Origin of the sequence: Streptococcus mitis (genome assembly GCF_023109235.1) — a bacterium.
Classification (GTDB): Bacteria; Bacillota; Bacilli; order Lactobacillales; family Streptococcaceae; genus Streptococcus; species Streptococcus mitis_DA.
Genome location: NZ_JALDUC010000006.1, coordinates 58,720 through 74,509, shown reverse-complemented (window position 1 = coordinate 74,509; position 15,790 = coordinate 58,720). Strand labels below are relative to the sequence as shown.

Sequence of the window (15,790 nt, the reverse complement as noted above, 5' to 3'; positions counted from 1 at the left end):
AAAGAAGCTGATACAAATGTGTCTGCTTCTTTTTTGATGATTTACGAAATGATGAAAACAACTTACCCAGTCAGGAAAATCGGCCGTTACAGTTTTTGTTACCTTGCTCTATAAAACAGGTTGACAATAATGTTCTTACGAGTATAATAGTTACTATACATCAGAAAAGAGGTTAACTATTTTGAAAAAAGCTCACGTTTATGCTATCCCTGCTATTGGGGCTGCTCTCATTGCTGTATTGGCACAAATCACTCTTCCAATTGGACCTGTTCCCTTCACTCTGCAAAACTTTGCAATCGGCTTGATTGCTACTGTCTTTAGACCCAGAGAGGCTGTACTTTCTGTTGGACTCTATCTTCTTCTAGGTGCTATCGGTCTTCCTGTCTTTGCAGGAGGGGGAGCTGGATTGCAGGCGTTGGTTGGTCCTACTGCAGGCTATCTTTGGTTTTATCTCGTTTACTCTGGACTTACTTCATCTCTAACTGACAGCAAGAGTGGAGTTGTCAAGATTTTTCTTGCAAACCTCTTGGGTGATGCCCTTGTCTTTGTCGGCGGGATTCTAAGCTTGCATTTCCTAGCTGGAATGCCATTTGAAAAAGCTCTTGTTGTAGGAGTTTTTCCCTTTATCATTCCAGACCTTGGTAAACTTCTTGCTATTAGTCTTATTAGTCATCCACTACTTCAACGCCTTAAAAATCAGGCTTACTTTACCAACTAAAAAAAGGATATCGAGTTGTCATAACTCAATATCCTTTTCTTTCATTTTGAAAACTTAGTTGCCTTTAAAGGCATCCACCATGGTTTGAAATTCTTCATTAGAGAGGGTAATTCCCTTGCCCATTTTAGTATGATCTGGACTCCAAGCACGAATATCAAACTTTGCAGGGGCACCATTAAAGCTCACACGGTTGATTTCCTTGGTCCAACCTTTTTCGTTTTCAGAAAGAGTCAACAAGTGCTCTTCGATTTCAAATGTAAATTCTGCCATTTTCTTCTCCTTTTTTTAGCTTTCATTAGTTTATTCGTAAAATCTTGTAGATTTTAGGAAAATTTTATATAATATTGATATAAAAGAAGGGAGGCCACTATGAGACATAAATTCCAGCAAGTTCTAGATAAAATACATGACTTTTTAAATGGACATGACCAACCTGACCAGACTGAAACCAACTCCCTAACTGCTACTATTGAAGAGGCTATCCAGAAACAAACTGCTGTTCACCTTATCTTGTCTGAGACAAGTTTTACAGGTGACATCATCAAATACGATCAGCAACGCCAGCAAATTATCGTGAAAAATTTTGCTAAAAATGTGACCCGTATTATCCGCATAAGCGATATTCAACGCCTACGATTTGTCCCTTCAACTGTCCAAACAGCCCAAAAAAATAGATTTAAGAAAGAGTGAGATGTAGTTGCTTCATCCCACTCTTTTTTCTTAGCGAATTTGTTCAAAATGTAAATGAACCGCGATATGATCTCCATAACCACTTCTTTCCAAGTCACGTTGTAGACGATAGGAAATGTAGTGTTCTGCTATGGTAATGTAACCTGCACCCAGTAAACGATGTTCAACCATAGACTGAATCATGCTGATGGTAGCACGTTCCACCTTGGCCTCTTCCAAATCCAAAACCACTTTCTTAGTGACTTGTGCAAGGTTTTGACGTAAATCATCTGTCAATACATAGACAGTCTGGGCTGCTTTTAAGATAGCTTGGTAAATCTTATCTGGATTAAATTCAGCAATTTCTCCATCACGTTTGATTACTTGCATAGGTATCTCCTTTATTCTTTGTTTTCTTTAATTTCTGCCAGCATTTTTTCTTCTTCTGCTGTCAGTTGATAATGTTCAAGCAAATCCGGTCTGCGTTCATAGGTTTTCTTTAAACTCTCATACAGGCGCCACTGACGAATCTTTTCATGGTGTCCACTCATCAGTACATCTGGCACAACCATCCCTCGATAATCGTAGGGACGTGTGTACTGAGGATATTCGAGAAGCCCAGAAGAAAAACTATCATCTTGGTGGCTAGACTCCTTGCCAATCACTTCTGGAATCAGGCGTACCGTAGCATCAATCATGGTCATAGCTGCCAACTCACCACCAGTCAGTACATAGTCTCCCAGAGAAACCTCATCTGTCACCAAGGTCTTAATACGCTCATCATAACCCTCATAGTGCCCACAGATAAAGATTAACTCTTCCTCTTGAGCCAAATCCTCAGCATAAGCCTGATCAAACTGCTTTCCAGCAGGATCGAGGAGAATGACGCGCGGATTTTTCTTTTCAATAGCATCAAAGGCATCGAAAATGGGTTGGGCTCGGAGCAACATCCCCTGACCGCCTCCGTAGGGCTCATCGTCGACATGGCGGGCCTTTTCAGCATTTTCTCGAAAATTATGATACTGGATATCCAAGAGCCCCTTTTCTCGAGCCTTTCCAACGATTGAGTGCTCTAGCGGAGAAAACATCTCTGGAAAAAGGGTTAAAATATCAATCTTCATCGTCTAACCCTTCTAAGATTTCCACATCGACTCGGTTATTTGGAATATCAACATTGAGAATCACTGGTGGGATATAAGGCAAGAGCAAATCACGCTTGCCTTTTCGCTTGACCACCCAGACATCGTTAGCACCTGGTTGCAGGATTTCTTTGATGGTTCCAATCAGGTTCTCTCCCTCATAGACTTCCAAACCAATAATCTCGTGATAATAAAATTCACCATCGTCTAGGTCATTTAAATCTTCCTCAGCAACCTTGAGACTGTATCCCTTGTACTTTTCGATAGCATTGATATGGTACATATCTTTGAATTTAATAATGTCAAAGTTCTTCTGTTTACGGTGGCTAGCAATAGTTATTGTTTGAACAAACTGATCTTTTTCATCAAACAAGGCCAACTCAGCCCCTTTTTTAAACCGTTCTTCTGCAAAATCCGTCACAGACAAGACTCGCATTTCACCCTGCAATCCTTGCGTATTGACGATTTTCCCAACATTAAAGTAGTTCATCTTGTCTCCTGTACTTTATTTCTATCCATCTTATTCTAACAATTCTCGAATAATAGTCGTAATTTTTTCTGATTCTGACCATTGTAAATAATGGTGATTCCCTCCTAAAATGAGTTTAGTATTGGAAGTCCAATATTCTGATTCTCTGTACTCTTTTTCTCTATAAGGCTGACAAAAAATAAATACAGGGACATGAGATTCTATCGACAAATTCTCAAAATCTTCCTCAGTAATCTCTCCAGATATCTGAAATCCTGGATCTTGATTTTCCAACTCTAAGCCTTTTTCTTGCATTAATTCCCAGATTTCTTTATTAGTTTCAGGGCTAAATGTGGCTTGAGTTAAGTTCTTAAAATAGAGTTCAGGACCACACTCCTCAATCAGCCTCATCTGCTCTTCCATTTCTGGATAAGGATTTTCTGAAAAATCAGCAAACATGACTTTTTTAGTTGTCGGTTCAATTGCTAGTAAAGCCTGACACTTAATTGGTTTGTTGAGCAATTTGCAAGCTAAAATTCCACTCAAACTATGTACACAAAGTATATATTCAGAAATCGCCAATTCTTCAAATAGTTCATAAACTGCATCTGCAAGATTATCCAGATTTTTTCCAGCTTGGTCATGAATCGGACTCCTACCTGTGTTCGGAAAATCAATAGTCAAATAACCAATTGTAGGAGGAAGTTTTTCAAGTATAAGTGAAAAATTTTCATAACTTGGTAGCAAACCTGCACCACTTAAACAAACTAGCATTTTCTTTTGCTTTTGATAAGTAACAGAGAGACTACCAATTTCTGTAGATACTTCAATCCTCTTCATAAAGAAATCCACTCGTTCTATATAATGAATTATTAAAAATCCTTATCCTTTATTTTAACACGTTCCAAGGATTTTCTCAAGTTGGAGGAAGATACATAGAGGGGTCGCTATAGTCCAAAAAGTGCTAATAGTTTCCTCTTTAATGTTAATTTATATTTGAAAGATGAGATATTCACATTCCCATTATACATATTACTATAAAATGTATACTCGCCAATTTCACCCTGACTTGTTTTCCATTTCATTCTTAAACTAGGCATATTCTCTGGTAAATTTGTATGAATCAATAAGCATGTATAATTCTTTAAATTTTTAACTGTATGCAGTTTATCATTATCAACTAAACGATTACTTTTTGAATCATAGATTAAAGAATAAAATTCTATAATTTCAATATCAACTTCCTTTGGATAAAAAATCAAATGGTTATAATGTTTATCATTTTCATCATGTTTAAACTCATATATATGATGAAATCTCGTATGTAAGGAATCAAATTCGATTGGTTTAATTACCTGAATTTCGATATTATTGATATAGGCCTTATTCTGAAAACTAATTTTTAAAATTACACCTATAAAAGTCGAAATCTGTAAAATTCGCAATAACCAATCAATGTACATTGCCCAATCTATGTTTAAAATACAATCAATGTTCATTCTTTTCCAGTCCCCCTTTAAAAAGCCTTCCAAATCACGTTCATGTTGGTACTTAATGGCTGCAATTTTACACTTCTCGCAAAAAAGCGAGACATTCGTCCCGCCCTTCTTATTTTTCGTCAATAACGATTCTTACTTTTTTGTCTTCAGTTGGGACAGAGTAGACAATCGTTCTTATCGCAGAAATAGTGCGACCCTTACGACCGATTACACGACCCACATCACTTTGATCAAGATCCAAATGATATTCCAAAAACTCTGGTGTATCTTCAATCTTGATAGTTAAGGCATCTGGTTGTGAAATCAAGGGTTTCACAATCGCAATAATGAGATTTTCAATCGTATCCATCTGTCAACCTACTTTAAACTTATTTTGAGAATTTAGAATCGTGGAATTTTTTCAATACGCCTTCTTTTGAAAGGATGTTGCGAACTGTATCTGAAGGTTGAGCTCCATCAGCCAACCATGCAAGAACGCGGTCTTCTTTCAAAGTTACTTGGTTTTCAGCAACAAGTGGGTTGTAAGTTCCAACTGTTTCGATGAAACGTCCGTCACGTGGTGAACGTGAATCTGCTACGTTGATACGGTAGAAAGGTTTTTTCTTAGAACCCATACGAGTCAAACGGATTTTAACTGCCATTTTTAAAGTCTCTTTTCTTATTTTTTATTTCGGTGAAATAGCTGAGCTATTTAGCACATGTTCTATTATAACAGATTTCTGATAGGTGTCAAGAAAAAAACTTGACAGACTATAAAATTTTTAAACCATTTAGAAATTTGTTATATTTTTAAAGAAAAATCGGAAAGAGAATGTCATAAATACTATTTTAGAAAAATTTTATAAAGACTACCAAGTCAAAATCTTCATCACTCCTGAACGAGATTTGGATGCTTGGCTCCTAAATCCTAAGCCCGTTCCCAAACGAAATATGGACTTATGAGCAGATGATTTGCTTGCAGGTGATATCATTCTACTATGGAGAATCCAGTTTGGTACTTTTACCACCGAAACCTAGTTCCCAAAATACTTCGAGTACACTTATGGTATTGATACCCCTAATCAAGCGATTTTATGGTTGGCTTCCTCTTAAACTGTCTTGTCACTAACATTTGAAATCCCCTTCCTTTTAGGGTACAATGGTAGAAATGAATTTTTGAGAGGAATAGAATGAAAAAACTAGCAACCCTTCTTTTACTATCCACTGTAGCTCTAGCTGGATGTAGCAACATACAACGCAGTCTGCGTGGTGATGACTATGTTGATTCCAGTCTTGCTGCTGAAGAAAGTTCCAAAGCAGCTGCCCAATCTGCTAAGGAGTTAAACGATGCTTTAACAAACGAAAACGCCAATTTCCCGCAACTATCTAAAGAAGTTGCTGAAGACGAGGCTGAAGTGATTCTACACACAAGTCAAGGAGATATCCGTATCAAACTATTCCCTAAACTCGCTCCTCTAGCGGTTGAAAACTTCCTCACTCACGCCAAAGAAGGCTACTATAACGGCATTACCTTCCACCGTGTCATCGATGGCTTCATGGTTCAAACTGGAGATCCAAAAGGGGACGGTACAGGTGGTCAGTCCATCTGGCATGACAAGGATAAGACTAAAGACAAGGGAACTGGTTTCAAAAACGAGATTACTCCTTATCTCTATAACATCCGTGGTGCTCTTTCTATGGCTAATACTGGTCAACCAAACACCAATGGTAGCCAGTTCTTCATCAACCAAAACTCTACAGATACCTCTGCTAAACTCCCTACAAGCAAGTATCCAAAGAAAATTATCGAAGCCTATAAAGAAGGGGGAAACCCTAGTCTAGATGGCAAACACCCAGTCTTTGGTCAAGTGATTGACGGTATGGATGTTGTAGATAAAATTGCTAAAGCCGAAAAAGATGAAAAAGACAAGCCAACTACTGCTATCACAATCGATAGCATCGAAGTGGTGAAAGATTACAATTTTAAATCTTAAAAACCAAAAAAATACAGTATCCACATTCGGTACTGTATTTCTTTTACTCTCATTCTTAAGTTAAATTATTAAAATCCCAGATTTGGTCCATCCAACCTTCATAAAAGTCTGGTTCGTGACAGACCATAAGGATAGATCCTTTGTATTCTTTAAGAGCGCGTTTGAGTTCATCCTTGGCATCCACATCCAAGTGGTTGGTCGGCTCGTCCAGCACTAAAACATTGTTTTCACGATTCATCAAGAGACAGAAACGAACCTTGGCTTGTTCCCCACCTGACAAGACCTGAATTTGGCTTTCAATATGCTTGGTTGTCAAACCACAACGGGCAAGGGCTGCACGAACTTCTGCTTGGTTGAGTGCAGGAAAGGCATTCCAGACAGCTTCAAGTGGTGTTTGACGATTGCCACCTTCTACTTCCTGTTCAAAGTAACCAAGTTCTAGGTAATCACCTCGTTCAACTTCCCCAGCAATTGGCGGAATAATCCCCAAGAGACTCTTCAAGAGAGTTGTTTTCCCGATACCATTAGCACCGATAATGGCAACCTTTTGATTGCGCTCAAAGGTAAGATTTAAAGGCTTAGTCAGAGGACGGTCGTAACCAATCTGCAAATCCTTGGCTTGGAAGATAAAGCGCCCTGGCGTACGAGCTGATTTGAAATCAAAGGATGGTTTTGGTTTCTCACTTTGGAGTTCGATAATATCCATCTTATCCAATTTCTTCTGACGAGACATGGCCATGTTTCGTGTTGCAACACGCGCTTTGTTCCGAGCAACAAAGTCCTTGAGGTCGGCAATCTCTTTCTGCTGACGTTCGTAGGCCGCCTCCAGCTGGGATTTCTTCATGGCATAGACTTCTTGGAACTGGTAGTAGTCACCAGAGTAACGCGTCAGCTGTTGATTTTCCACATGATAGACAATATTAATCACATCGTTCAGGAATGGGATATCATGTGAAATAAGGACAAATGCATTCTCATAGTTCTGGAGATAGCGCTTGAGCCAGTCAATATGCTCAGCATCCAAGTAGTTGGTCGGCTCGTCCAAAAGCAATATATCTGGCTTTTCAAGGAGAAGCTTAGCCAAAAGCACCTTGGTTCTTTGCCCACCTGACAAAGAAGTTACATCCGTATCCATTCCAAAGTCCATGACACCAAGGGCACGCGCCACTTCGTCAATCTTAGCATCCAAGGTATAGAAATCACGACTCTCCAAACGGTCTTGAAGTTCTCCAACTTCTTCCATAAGTGCATCAACATCCGCTCCGTCTTCAGCCATTTCCATATAAAGGTCATTGATTCGGACTTCTGCTTTAAACAGCTCATCAAAAGCTGTACGGAGCACATCACGCACCGACTGCCCTTCAGCAAGGACAGAGTGCTGGTCCAAATAACCAGCAGTCACATATTTAGACCATTCGACTTTCCCTTCATCTGGCAACATCTTACCAGTTACAATGCTCATAAAGGTTGATTTTCCTTCACCATTAGCACCGACCAGACCGATATGTTCTCCCTTGAGGAGACGGAAGGATACATCTTCAAAAATTGCACGGTCACCAAAACCGTGACTCAGATTTTTAACTTCTAAAATACTCATTTTAATTCCTTATCTTGTTTTTATGTAGTTGTTTATAGAGGAGCCAAGCCAGATAGCCACCCAAGGTATTGGTCCACAAATCATCAATCTCAAAGACGCGATTGAAATCAAAGAAAAGGTCCAAGACTAACTGCGTACACTCGATTCCAAGACTCACTAGAAAACTGAAAAGAAGAACTCTTTTTGTTTTCCTTAAGTTTGGAAAGAGATAAAGGAGTTGGAAGACCAGAGGAAAAAGCAAGAAGACATTGAGGATATTTTGTAAAAAAATCCAATATAATTGTCCCATATCACTCACTTCACCCAGTTTCCAGAAAGAATTGAAAGGAGTCAAAAGAAAAACCAGGCGTCCAAGATGCTGAATACCTGGAGTTTCCACTCCCACGGGAGAATGTTCTTGAGGAGTAAAACAAAAGTAGACGATACAAATGCTATAGAAAATAACTCCCCAGACTAAAATATGATTATGAGTTTTCTTCATCATTACGGATTGACTGCTGCGACTGCTTTCTGGCGGTCACGTTTCATTGTATTAGAACGCAATTGTCCACAAGCTGCATCAATATCAGTACCATGCTCTTGACGAACAACACAGTTAACCCCTTTTTTCTTAAGAGTATCATAGAAGGCCATGACGCGCTCTTTGGGACTACGGCTATATTGGTCATGCTCACTAACTGGGTTATAAGGAATCAAGTTTACATAAGACAATTTCTTGATGTTCTTGAGCAATTCAGCCAATTCCAAGGCTTGTTCTACACCATCGTTAACTTCATTAAGCATGATATACTCAAAAGTCACACGACGATTAGTTGTCTCAATGTAGTACTCAATAGCAGCAAAGAGTTTTTCAATCGGAAAGGCACGGTTAATCTTCATGATGCTTGAGCGCAGTTCATTATTAGGTGCATGAAGGGAAACAGCAAGATTGACCTGAACTCCTTCATTAGCAAAATCACGAATTTTATGGGCCAAACCTGAAGTTGAAACCGTAATGTGACGAGCACCGATGGCCATTCCCTTGTCATCATTGATAGTACGAACGAAATTCAAGACATTGTTGTAGTTATCAAAGGGCTCACCGATTCCCATGACAACGATATGGCTGACGCGTTCGTCCTGACCACGCTCATCGAAGTATTTCTGAACCAGCATGATCTGCGCTACGATTTCCCCATTATTGAGGTCGCGTTGTTTCTTAATCAAACCAGAGGCACAGAAGGTACAACCGATATTACAGCCGACCTGAGTCGTCACACAGACTGACAAACCATAGTGTTGACGCATGAGTACAGTCTCGATCAACATACCATCAGGCAACTCAAAGAGATATTTGACAGTCCCATCAGCAGACTCTTGAACAATACGTTGTTTCAAGGGATTGACCACAAACTGGTCATTAAGCTTCGCAATCAAATCCTTAGAAAGGTTGGTCATTTCTTCAAATGACTGGACACGTTTACGGTAAAGCCATTCCCAGATTTGGTCTGCACGGAATTTCTTTTCTCCCTGCTCCAAAACCCATTCCTGCATGGTTTGACGTGTTAAACTATAAATTGACGGTTTCATTTCTTCTCCTTATTCTCTACTCACTTCTGACGAATGACAAAATGACGTTGCCCCTTGTCCTCTTTCTGAGAATGCTGGTCTTTCTGACGACGTCTATTTTTCTTATCTGCATTCGGTTTTCGTTTGGTTTGAGTCGGCTTCTTTCCTTTTCTAGAAGGCAGTTCTTCTTCCTTCTTACGCATTTTCTTGTCAAATGATGCTCGCTTAGGGGCTTCATTTTCTAAGACAAAATAGGCACAACCATAACTACAATACTCTAAAAGGTAGTCTTGTAAACGACTGATTTTTTCAAGTTTTTCTTCTGTTCGGTCATCCTTATAAAAACCTCGTAGGCGAAGCTGTTCATTACTCCAGTCTCCCACGATATAATCAAACTTGGTTAAGACTTCTGAAAAACGCTGATTAAAAGCCGTCACATCGAAGGCATCCTTGATATTTTCCACCAAGGAAAAAGCTATCCCTTCCGTTTCTACCTTGTCCCCGTGTAAATGGAACTCAGGACCAGGAAACTTGTTATAGTTGTATAATTCAGGTGCAATTTCTTTTCGCATAGATATCCTTTTTCCACGATTACTTAATACTTTATTCTACCATAATTTCTAGCACTTAGCACGTTTCTCATAAAAATGAAAAAAGTCTGACGATTTTGTCAGACCAAAATAATATAACCTTAAAAAGAGAAGAACAATTCTTCCCTCCATATATCATATCATTATTTAGCAGCTGCGTACAATTCATCTACTTTGTTCCAGTTGATCACTGAGAAGAAAGCTTTGATGTAGTCAGGACGTACGTTGCGGTATTTCACGTAGTAAGCATGTTCCCAAACGTCCAAGCCCAAGATTGGTTTTTTACCTTCTGAGATTGGTGTGTCTTGGTTTGCTGTTGAAGTCACTTCAAGTTTACCCTCTTTGTTAACAACCAACCATGCCCATCCAGAACCGAAACGAGTTGTTGCTGCTGCAGTGAAGGCTGCTTGGAAGTCTTCAAATGAACCAAATGTTGCATCGATTGCTGCTGCAAGTTCTGCTGATGGAGCTGTTTTTTCAGGAGTCATCAATTCCCAGAAAAGAGCGTGGTTCAAGTGTCCGCCACCGTTGTTGATAAGTGCTTGACGGATATCAGCTGGAATAGATTCTACATCAGCAAGCAAGGCTTCAAGGTCTTCACCGATTTCAGGGTGTTTTTCTAGAGCTGCATTGGCATTGTTGACATAAGTTTGATGGTGTTTGTCATGGTGCAAGTGCATTGTTTCCGCATCGATGTATGGTTCCAAAGCGTCGTATGCATATGGAAGATCTGGTAAGATAATAGCCATCTGTAATACCTCTTTTTCTTTCTATATGAAAATGATAACGCAAACATTCACTTTTTTCAAGTTTTTTGCTTATAGATAAGGAAATCAGCAAGAAACCCACGACAAGATAATCCTGACGCGGGTTAAAAAAATTTTTCAGATAGGATTAATTTACCTGACTAGCAATCTGCAAGAGTGCCTTTTCAAAAAGGAAACTCTTTTCATAAAGACCTGTCTTAATCTGATAGTCTGTCTCAATCAAATAAGAAATAGCTTGCTTCAAAAAGCTCAAGGAAAGTCCTCGTGAATCCCTCAGCGCAAACTTGATTTGATAGGGATTAGGATTGCGTCCGAGAAAACTTCCTAGACTACTTGCAATCTGCGATTCTGTTTGCCCAGACTCCGACAAAATTTTCACCTGAGTAAAAGTCCGAAATTGTCCTAGCATGACTGCAATCAACTTGATTTCATCTTCACCTTGCAAGGTCAAATCTCTAACCAAATCGCGCGCCTGGTCCATCTTTTTAGTCAGAATAAACTGAGTTAAATCAAAAATATTGTCCTGCAAGGTCTTGGGAATTGCGTTAACAATATCCTCTTCCTCGATAACAGAGTCTTCCTTATAGGACTGTAAAAAGAGGAGATTTTTCTGGATTTCGCTAAATTGAAAACCAGATTTGATAAGTAGATTTTCAAAAGAATGATTGGCAAACTGCAGACCTTGTTTCTGGCTCCACTTTTGGAAATACTGGTGCAATTCTTGTTCTTTGGCTTCTACTGCATCAAAGACCTTGGCATCACGCTTAAGTAATTTTACCAACCGTCTTTTGCTATCCAGTTTTCCTTCTGCAAAGATTATCAACTTGGTTGTTGGTGAAGGATTGTCAAAGTATTCCTCAAATAACTTGAGCTCATCATCTGTTAAAAAGCGCTTTTTAGCAGTCGTGATATCGACAAAATGATCCAATATCACGATTTTCTCATCCGCAAAGAAAGGAAGGCTGACCAACTCCAGTTCCACATCCTTGTAGACCACTTCTTTCATATCAAAGTAGGCAAAGTTGAGGTCAGCAGAATCATAGCCAATCTGTTTCAACACTTGACTCTTCATCACTTCAAACTGACCCTGATCTGTCCCTGTAAAAAGGCTCAGGTTCGGTAAATTTGCTAAAGTCAACTTCTGACTCTCTTCAATGGCTAGCATCTTCTCTCCTTTCTTCTGACTTTTTAATTCATTTAATCGATATAGCACAATTTCCCACGGAAATCTTCTAGGCTATCGTACCCTTTTTCCGCCATGATTGCTTTCAGTTCATTGGTAATGCGTTCAAAAGCACAGACGCCTTCTTTGTGAAGGGTGGTTCCCACCTGCACCATACTTGCTCCACAGAGGATATGTTCAAAGGCATCACGACCAGTCAACACGCCACCTGTTCCGATGATTTGGATTTGAGGATTTAAACGTTGATAAAAGGCGTGAACATTAGCTAGAGCAGTCGGTTTGATATACTCACCACCAATCCCCCCAAAACCATTTTTAGGACGAATAACGACAGACTCATCTTCTATATAAAGGCCGTTTCCGATAGAGTTGACGCAGTTGACAAACTTAAGAGGATACTTATTGAAAATAACTGCCGCTTGGTCAAAGTGAACAATATCAAAATATGGTGGCAATTTAATTCCAAGAGGTTTGGTGAAGTAGGCAAATACCTCTGCCAAAATCCGGTCTGTTGTCTCAAAATCATAGGCAATCTGAGGTTTACCTGGAACATTTGGACAGGAGAGGTTTAGCTCAGTCAGACCACGAAACTCACTCTCTTGGACTTTTTTCAAGATAGTATGGGTTTCCTCTGGAGACATACCAACTAGAGATAAGAAGAAAGTTCGGTTTGGCTCTTTTTCTTGCAAATCCAAAAGATAATCCAAATAATAGTCTAAGCCATTATTTGGCAAGCCCATAGAGTTGATAGAACCAAGTGGAACATCTTGATAGCGTGGCTCAGGATTCCCCTGACGAAAGTCCAAGGTTGCTGTCTTAGTCACAAAAGTTCCTGCCGCTGAGTTTTTAACGCCCTCTAACTCTGCTATCGTCATACAAGCCACACCTGCTGCATTCATCAAACAATTGTCAAACTCAAAACCAGCAATTTGCGTTTTCGTTGATACCATGATTCTGATCCTCCGGATTCCATTTATTTCTAATATTATACCATATTTTCAGCTTTTCTCTTTAAGAAAGTCATTTATAAGAAAAACGTTCGTTTTTTATCCACTTTCAAAAAATTCCAATTTCAAACAACCCCAAAAATCAAATTGAAAGAATTTTTAGAAAATTTTTGTTTTTCCCTTTACAGTTAAAAAAAATTCTGCTATAATGACACACATAATTAAATTAGAATTTAAGGAGAACGATATGACATCTGCTAAAGAATATATCCAAAGCGTGTTTGAAACTGTAAAAGCTCGTAACGGGCACGAGGCTGAATTCCTCCAAGCTGTTGAAGAATTTTTCAACACTTTGGAACCTGTATTTGAAAAACACCCTGAGTATATCGAAGAAAATATCTTGGCACGTATTACTGAGCCTGAGCGCGTGATTTCTTTCCGTGTTCCTTGGGTTGACCGTGATGGAAAAGTTCAAGTAAACCGCGGCTACCGTGTTCAATTCAACTCAGCTGTTGGACCATATAAAGGCGGACTTCGTTTCCACCCAACTGTAAACCAAGGGATTTTGAAATTCCTCGGATTTGAACAAATCTTTAAAAACGTCTTGACTGGACTTCCTATCGGTGGAGGTAAAGGTGGATCAGACTTCGATCCTAAAGGTAAAACAGATGCTGAAGTGATGCGCTTCTGCCAAAGCTTCATGACTGAATTACAAAAACACATCGGACCATCACTTGACGTACCTGCTGGTGATATCGGTGTTGGTGGACGTGAGATTGGTTACCTTTATGGTCAATACAAACGCCTTAACCAATTTGATGCTGGTGTCTTGACTGGTAAACCTCTTGGATTTGGTGGTAGCTTGATTCGTCCAGAAGCAACTGGTTACGGTTTGGTTTACTATACTGAAGAAATGCTCAAAGCTAACGGTAACAGCTTTGCTGGTAAGAAAGTGGTTATTTCAGGTTCTGGTAACGTTGCTCAATACGCTCTTCAAAAAGCAACTGAACTTGGTGCTACTGTAATCTCTGTATCTGACTCAAACGGCTATGTCATCGATGAAAATGGTATCGACTTCGATCTTTTGGTTGATGTTAAAGAAAAACGTCGCGCTCGTTTGACTGAGTATGCAGCTGAGAAAGCAACTGCTACTTATCATGAAGGTTCTGTATGGACTTACGCTGGAAACTACGATATCGCTCTTCCATGTGCTACTCAAAACGAAATCAACGGTGAAGCTGCTAAACGCTTGGTTGGTCAAGGAGTTATCTGTGTCTCTGAAGGTGCCAACATGCCAAGCGACCTTGATGCCATCAAAGTTTACAAAGAAAATGGTATCTTCTACGGACCTGCCAAAGCTGCCAACGCTGGTGGTGTAGCCGTTTCAGCCCTTGAAATGAGCCAAAATAGTCTTCGCCTCTCATGGACTCGTGAAGAAGTTGATGGACGTCTCAAAGACATCATGACAAACATCTTTAACACAGCTAAAACAACTTCAGAAACATACGGTCTTGATAAAGACTACCTTGCAGGAGCTAACATTGCTGCCTTTGAAAATGTAGCAAATGCTATGATCGCACAAGGTATTGTTTAATTAGTCGATACATCCTATCGGAGGACAAATGATGAACTTACGGCCAATGGAAGTAAGAGATAATCCAGCTGTAGCGCAGCTCATTCGAGCTAGCTTAGAGGAATTTGGGCTTGACAAACCAGGAACTGTCTACTTTGATTCTCATCTAGATCATTTGGCCGACTATTATCAACAGCAAGAGAGAGCAGCTTACTTTGTTCTGGAAGATGAAGGGCAGCTGGTTGGCTGTGGTGGCTTTGCACCTGTGTCCGATAAGATTGCTGAATTACAAAAACTGTATGTCACTAAAAATTGCCGTGGCAAAGGTTATTCCAGCAGGTTGATAAAGCGGATAATCCATGAAGCCCGCCTAGCAGGTTATGAACAACTTTATCTAGAAACCTCTACTGAACTGGCTACGGCCGTGGCCATCTATCAACACTACGGTTTTACATTACTGCAAGAACCACTTTCTAACGCCGCCGGCCACCCTGCTATGAATATCTGGATGATAAAATCCCTCTCATCAGATGAATAGATGTTAGTATACTCTGGTCGTCTCGAGGATATCAGAATCAAGATCCTCAACACAGCTAAAACAACTTTTAAAAATGTAGCCAATGCTATGATAGTAAAGGTATTGTTTCAGCACTATCAAACTAGAAGAAATCCGACTGCTTATGAAAGCAGTCGGATTTTTATATATCTAATTTTTCAAAAAATTTTCCTGCTACCAGCTTTTCTTTTAGCTTCTTCAGCAGCTCATTTTCCAGAAAAGAACTTAGTTCATCAAATTCTTGGCAAACCTTAAAAACCGTCTCTCTATCCATCTGACCATAAGCTAATTCGTAATAGTCCTTATTATGATGCCAGTTCTGGTCATAGTTGACGTCTGTACGTTGATAGTAAACAATGTTGTGCTTCGGAGTCAGGTAAAGCTTCTGTGTTAGAATGCTTTTCTGATCTTTGGATAACTTGCTACGACTGAAAATCTTAACACCTTGAAAGATCTTGCGTTCATGTATACCTTGATTTGTGACCTTTAATTCAACTCTTTTATAGTGCATATAGTCACCTCCAAAAATTACTTTCATTATATCAAACTCTGGCAGATTTGC

The 15,790-nt window shown here is 39.5% G+C and carries 21 protein-coding genes and 1 pseudogene; 6 read left to right on the top strand and 16 right to left on the bottom strand.

Annotation, left to right across the window (positions count from 1 at the left end):
- The first annotated feature begins 181 nt into the window (after nt 1-181).
- Complete coding sequence (locus M1F55_RS05005; protein WP_084947564.1) at nt 182-718, top strand: biotin transporter BioY; 537 nt, start codon at nt 182-184, stop codon at nt 716-718.
- Nucleotides 719-772: 54 nt separating this feature from the next.
- Here the strand turns inward: M1F55_RS05005 and M1F55_RS05000 are convergent, their stop codons facing one another.
- Nucleotides 773-988, bottom strand: a complete 216-nt coding sequence (locus M1F55_RS05000) for a YdbC family protein (RefSeq protein WP_000807422.1) — start codon at nt 986-988, stop codon at nt 773-775.
- 99 nt (nt 989-1,087) lie between these two features.
- On the opposite strand from M1F55_RS05000, the gene M1F55_RS04995 reads away from it, so the two are divergent.
- Nucleotides 1,088-1,408 carry a hypothetical protein gene (locus tag M1F55_RS04995; RefSeq protein ID WP_084888448.1) on the top strand — a complete coding sequence of 107 codons (321 nt, stop codon included), beginning with the start codon at nt 1,088-1,090 and terminating at the stop codon, nt 1,406-1,408.
- Between the two features lie 30 nt (nt 1,409-1,438).
- Here the strand turns inward: M1F55_RS04995 and M1F55_RS04990 are convergent, their stop codons facing one another.
- The 7 genes from M1F55_RS04990 to rpsP form a co-directional block, all read right to left on the bottom strand.
- On the bottom strand, nt 1,439-1,777 hold the full coding sequence (locus M1F55_RS04990) for an ATP cone domain-containing protein (protein ID WP_001196040.1): 339 nt from the start codon (nt 1,775-1,777) through the stop codon (nt 1,439-1,441).
- Between the two features lie 11 nt (nt 1,778-1,788).
- The gene (gene trmD, locus M1F55_RS04985; protein ID WP_000686917.1) at nt 1,789-2,508 is read right to left on the bottom strand and encodes a tRNA (guanosine(37)-N1)-methyltransferase TrmD; all 720 of its coding nucleotides are present in this window, start codon (nt 2,506-2,508) and stop codon (nt 1,789-1,791) included.
- Nucleotides 2,498-3,016, bottom strand: coding sequence for a ribosome maturation factor RimM (rimM, locus tag M1F55_RS04980; RefSeq protein WP_247947403.1), 519 nt, complete (start codon nt 3,014-3,016; stop codon nt 2,498-2,500). The genes trmD and rimM overlap by 11 nt, the downstream gene beginning before the upstream one ends.
- A gap of 30 nt (nt 3,017-3,046) precedes the next feature.
- A complete protein-coding gene (locus tag M1F55_RS04975) occupies nt 3,047-3,835 on the bottom strand; it encodes an alpha/beta fold hydrolase (RefSeq protein ID WP_247947402.1) in 789 nt (262 codons plus the stop codon).
- Nucleotides 3,836-3,942: 107 nt separating this feature from the next.
- The gene (locus M1F55_RS04970) at nt 3,943-4,494 is read right to left on the bottom strand and encodes a hypothetical protein (RefSeq protein WP_004239319.1); all 552 of its coding nucleotides are present in this window, start codon (nt 4,492-4,494) and stop codon (nt 3,943-3,945) included.
- A 109-nt stretch (nt 4,495-4,603) separates the two neighbouring features.
- Nucleotides 4,604-4,843, bottom strand: a complete 240-nt coding sequence (gene kphA / locus M1F55_RS04965; RefSeq protein ID WP_000379617.1) for an RNA-binding protein KphA — start codon at nt 4,841-4,843, stop codon at nt 4,604-4,606.
- A 19-nt stretch (nt 4,844-4,862) separates the two neighbouring features.
- Nucleotides 4,863-5,135 carry a 30S ribosomal protein S16 gene (rpsP, locus tag M1F55_RS04960; RefSeq protein WP_000268760.1) on the bottom strand — a complete coding sequence of 91 codons (273 nt, stop codon included), beginning with the start codon at nt 5,133-5,135 and terminating at the stop codon, nt 4,863-4,865.
- Nucleotides 5,136-5,310: 175 nt separating this feature from the next.
- Here rpsP and M1F55_RS04955 point away from each other — a divergent pair.
- A pseudogene (locus tag M1F55_RS04955) lies at nt 5,311-5,511 on the top strand (hypothetical protein).
- Between the two features lie 152 nt (nt 5,512-5,663).
- Nucleotides 5,664-6,467 (top strand): peptidylprolyl isomerase, encoded by an 804-nt coding sequence (locus M1F55_RS04950; RefSeq protein WP_049499633.1) that lies wholly within the window; start codon nt 5,664-5,666, stop codon nt 6,465-6,467.
- Between the two features lie 55 nt (nt 6,468-6,522).
- Here M1F55_RS04950 and M1F55_RS04945 read toward each other — a convergent pair whose 3' ends face one another.
- The 7 genes from M1F55_RS04945 to M1F55_RS04915 form a co-directional block, all read right to left on the bottom strand.
- Nucleotides 6,523-8,064, bottom strand: a complete 1,542-nt coding sequence (locus M1F55_RS04945; RefSeq protein WP_049499635.1) for an ABC-F family ATP-binding cassette domain-containing protein — start codon at nt 8,062-8,064, stop codon at nt 6,523-6,525.
- A gap of 1 nt (nt 8,065) precedes the next feature.
- Nucleotides 8,066-8,548 (bottom strand): VanZ family protein, encoded by a 483-nt coding sequence (locus M1F55_RS04940; RefSeq protein WP_049499637.1) that lies wholly within the window; start codon nt 8,546-8,548, stop codon nt 8,066-8,068.
- Nucleotides 8,548-9,633 (bottom strand): dual-specificity RNA methyltransferase RlmN, encoded by a 1,086-nt coding sequence (rlmN, locus tag M1F55_RS04935; RefSeq protein WP_000804762.1) that lies wholly within the window; start codon nt 9,631-9,633, stop codon nt 8,548-8,550. Before rlmN ends, M1F55_RS04940 begins: the two co-directional genes overlap by 1 nt.
- 20 nt (nt 9,634-9,653) lie before the next feature.
- Nucleotides 9,654-10,184, bottom strand: a complete 531-nt coding sequence (locus M1F55_RS04930) for a YutD family protein (RefSeq protein WP_020903213.1) — start codon at nt 10,182-10,184, stop codon at nt 9,654-9,656.
- Between the two features lie 161 nt (nt 10,185-10,345).
- Nucleotides 10,346-10,951, bottom strand: coding sequence for a superoxide dismutase SodA (gene sodA / locus M1F55_RS04925; RefSeq protein WP_020903212.1), 606 nt, complete (start codon nt 10,949-10,951; stop codon nt 10,346-10,348).
- Nucleotides 10,952-11,096: 145 nt separating this feature from the next.
- Nucleotides 11,097-12,134, bottom strand: a complete 1,038-nt coding sequence (gene holA / locus M1F55_RS04920; RefSeq protein ID WP_247947401.1) for a DNA polymerase III subunit delta — start codon at nt 12,132-12,134, stop codon at nt 11,097-11,099.
- Nucleotides 12,135-12,166: 32 nt separating this feature from the next.
- A complete protein-coding gene (locus M1F55_RS04915) occupies nt 12,167-13,102 on the bottom strand; it encodes a dihydroorotate oxidase (protein ID WP_247947400.1) in 936 nt (311 codons plus the stop codon).
- A 244-nt stretch (nt 13,103-13,346) separates the two neighbouring features.
- Between M1F55_RS04915 and gdhA the strand changes: the two genes are divergently transcribed.
- Nucleotides 13,347-14,693 (top strand): NADP-specific glutamate dehydrogenase, encoded by a 1,347-nt coding sequence (gene gdhA, locus M1F55_RS04910; protein WP_049551708.1) that lies wholly within the window; start codon nt 13,347-13,349, stop codon nt 14,691-14,693.
- A gap of 31 nt (nt 14,694-14,724) precedes the next feature.
- On the top strand, nt 14,725-15,210 hold the full coding sequence (locus M1F55_RS04905) for a GNAT family N-acetyltransferase (protein WP_247947399.1): 486 nt from the start codon (nt 14,725-14,727) through the stop codon (nt 15,208-15,210).
- Nucleotides 15,211-15,370: 160 nt separating this feature from the next.
- Here the strand turns inward: M1F55_RS04905 and M1F55_RS04900 are convergent, their stop codons facing one another.
- Nucleotides 15,371-15,739: an EXLDI protein gene (locus tag M1F55_RS04900; RefSeq protein ID WP_247947398.1), complete on the bottom strand. Its 369-nt coding sequence runs from the start codon at nt 15,737-15,739 to the stop codon at nt 15,371-15,373.
- Nucleotides 15,740-15,790: the final 51 nt, after the last annotated feature.

What these genes read in the sequence shown, in the direction of transcription:
- M1F55_RS04990 (WP_001196040.1), bottom strand. Translation starts at nt 1,777, where the DNA reads ATGCAAGTAATCAAACGTGATGGAGAAATTGCTGAATTTAATCCAGAT.
- holA (WP_247947401.1), bottom strand. Translation starts at nt 12,134, where the DNA reads ATGCTAGCCATTGAAGAGAGTCAGAAGTTGACTTTAGCAAATTTACCG.
- gdhA (WP_049551708.1), top strand. Translation starts at nt 13,347, where the DNA reads ATGACATCTGCTAAAGAATATATCCAAAGCGTGTTTGAAACTGTAAAA.
- M1F55_RS04975 (WP_247947402.1), bottom strand. Translation starts at nt 3,835, where the DNA reads ATGAAGAGGATTGAAGTATCTACAGAAATTGGTAGTCTCTCTGTTACT.
- M1F55_RS04915 (WP_247947400.1), bottom strand. Translation starts at nt 13,102, where the DNA reads ATGGTATCAACGAAAACGCAAATTGCTGGTTTTGAGTTTGACAATTGT.
- M1F55_RS05000 (WP_000807422.1), bottom strand. Translation starts at nt 988, where the DNA reads ATGGCAGAATTTACATTTGAAATCGAAGAGCACTTGTTGACTCTTTCT.
- M1F55_RS04940 (WP_049499637.1), bottom strand. Translation starts at nt 8,548, where the DNA reads ATGATGAAGAAAACTCATAATCATATTTTAGTCTGGGGAGTTATTTTC.
- kphA (WP_000379617.1), bottom strand. Translation starts at nt 4,843, where the DNA reads ATGGATACGATTGAAAATCTCATTATTGCGATTGTGAAACCCTTGATT.
- M1F55_RS04945 (WP_049499635.1), bottom strand. Translation starts at nt 8,064, where the DNA reads ATGAGTATTTTAGAAGTTAAAAATCTGAGTCACGGTTTTGGTGACCGT.
- M1F55_RS04900 (WP_247947398.1), bottom strand. Translation starts at nt 15,739, where the DNA reads ATGCACTATAAAAGAGTTGAATTAAAGGTCACAAATCAAGGTATACAT.
- M1F55_RS04970 (WP_004239319.1), bottom strand. Translation starts at nt 4,494, where the DNA reads ATGAACATTGATTGTATTTTAAACATAGATTGGGCAATGTACATTGAT.
- rpsP (WP_000268760.1), bottom strand. Translation starts at nt 5,135, where the DNA reads ATGGCAGTTAAAATCCGTTTGACTCGTATGGGTTCTAAGAAAAAACCT.
- M1F55_RS04995 (WP_084888448.1), top strand. Translation starts at nt 1,088, where the DNA reads ATGAGACATAAATTCCAGCAAGTTCTAGATAAAATACATGACTTTTTA.
- sodA (WP_020903212.1), bottom strand. Translation starts at nt 10,951, where the DNA reads ATGGCTATTATCTTACCAGATCTTCCATATGCATACGACGCTTTGGAA.
- M1F55_RS04930 (WP_020903213.1), bottom strand. Translation starts at nt 10,184, where the DNA reads ATGCGAAAAGAAATTGCACCTGAATTATACAACTATAACAAGTTTCCT.
- M1F55_RS04905 (WP_247947399.1), top strand. Translation starts at nt 14,725, where the DNA reads ATGAACTTACGGCCAATGGAAGTAAGAGATAATCCAGCTGTAGCGCAG.
- trmD (WP_000686917.1), bottom strand. Translation starts at nt 2,508, where the DNA reads ATGAAGATTGATATTTTAACCCTTTTTCCAGAGATGTTTTCTCCGCTA.
- M1F55_RS04950 (WP_049499633.1), top strand. Translation starts at nt 5,664, where the DNA reads ATGAAAAAACTAGCAACCCTTCTTTTACTATCCACTGTAGCTCTAGCT.
- rimM (WP_247947403.1), bottom strand. Translation starts at nt 3,016, where the DNA reads ATGAACTACTTTAATGTTGGGAAAATCGTCAATACGCAAGGATTGCAG.
- rlmN (WP_000804762.1), bottom strand. Translation starts at nt 9,633, where the DNA reads ATGAAACCGTCAATTTATAGTTTAACACGTCAAACCATGCAGGAATGG.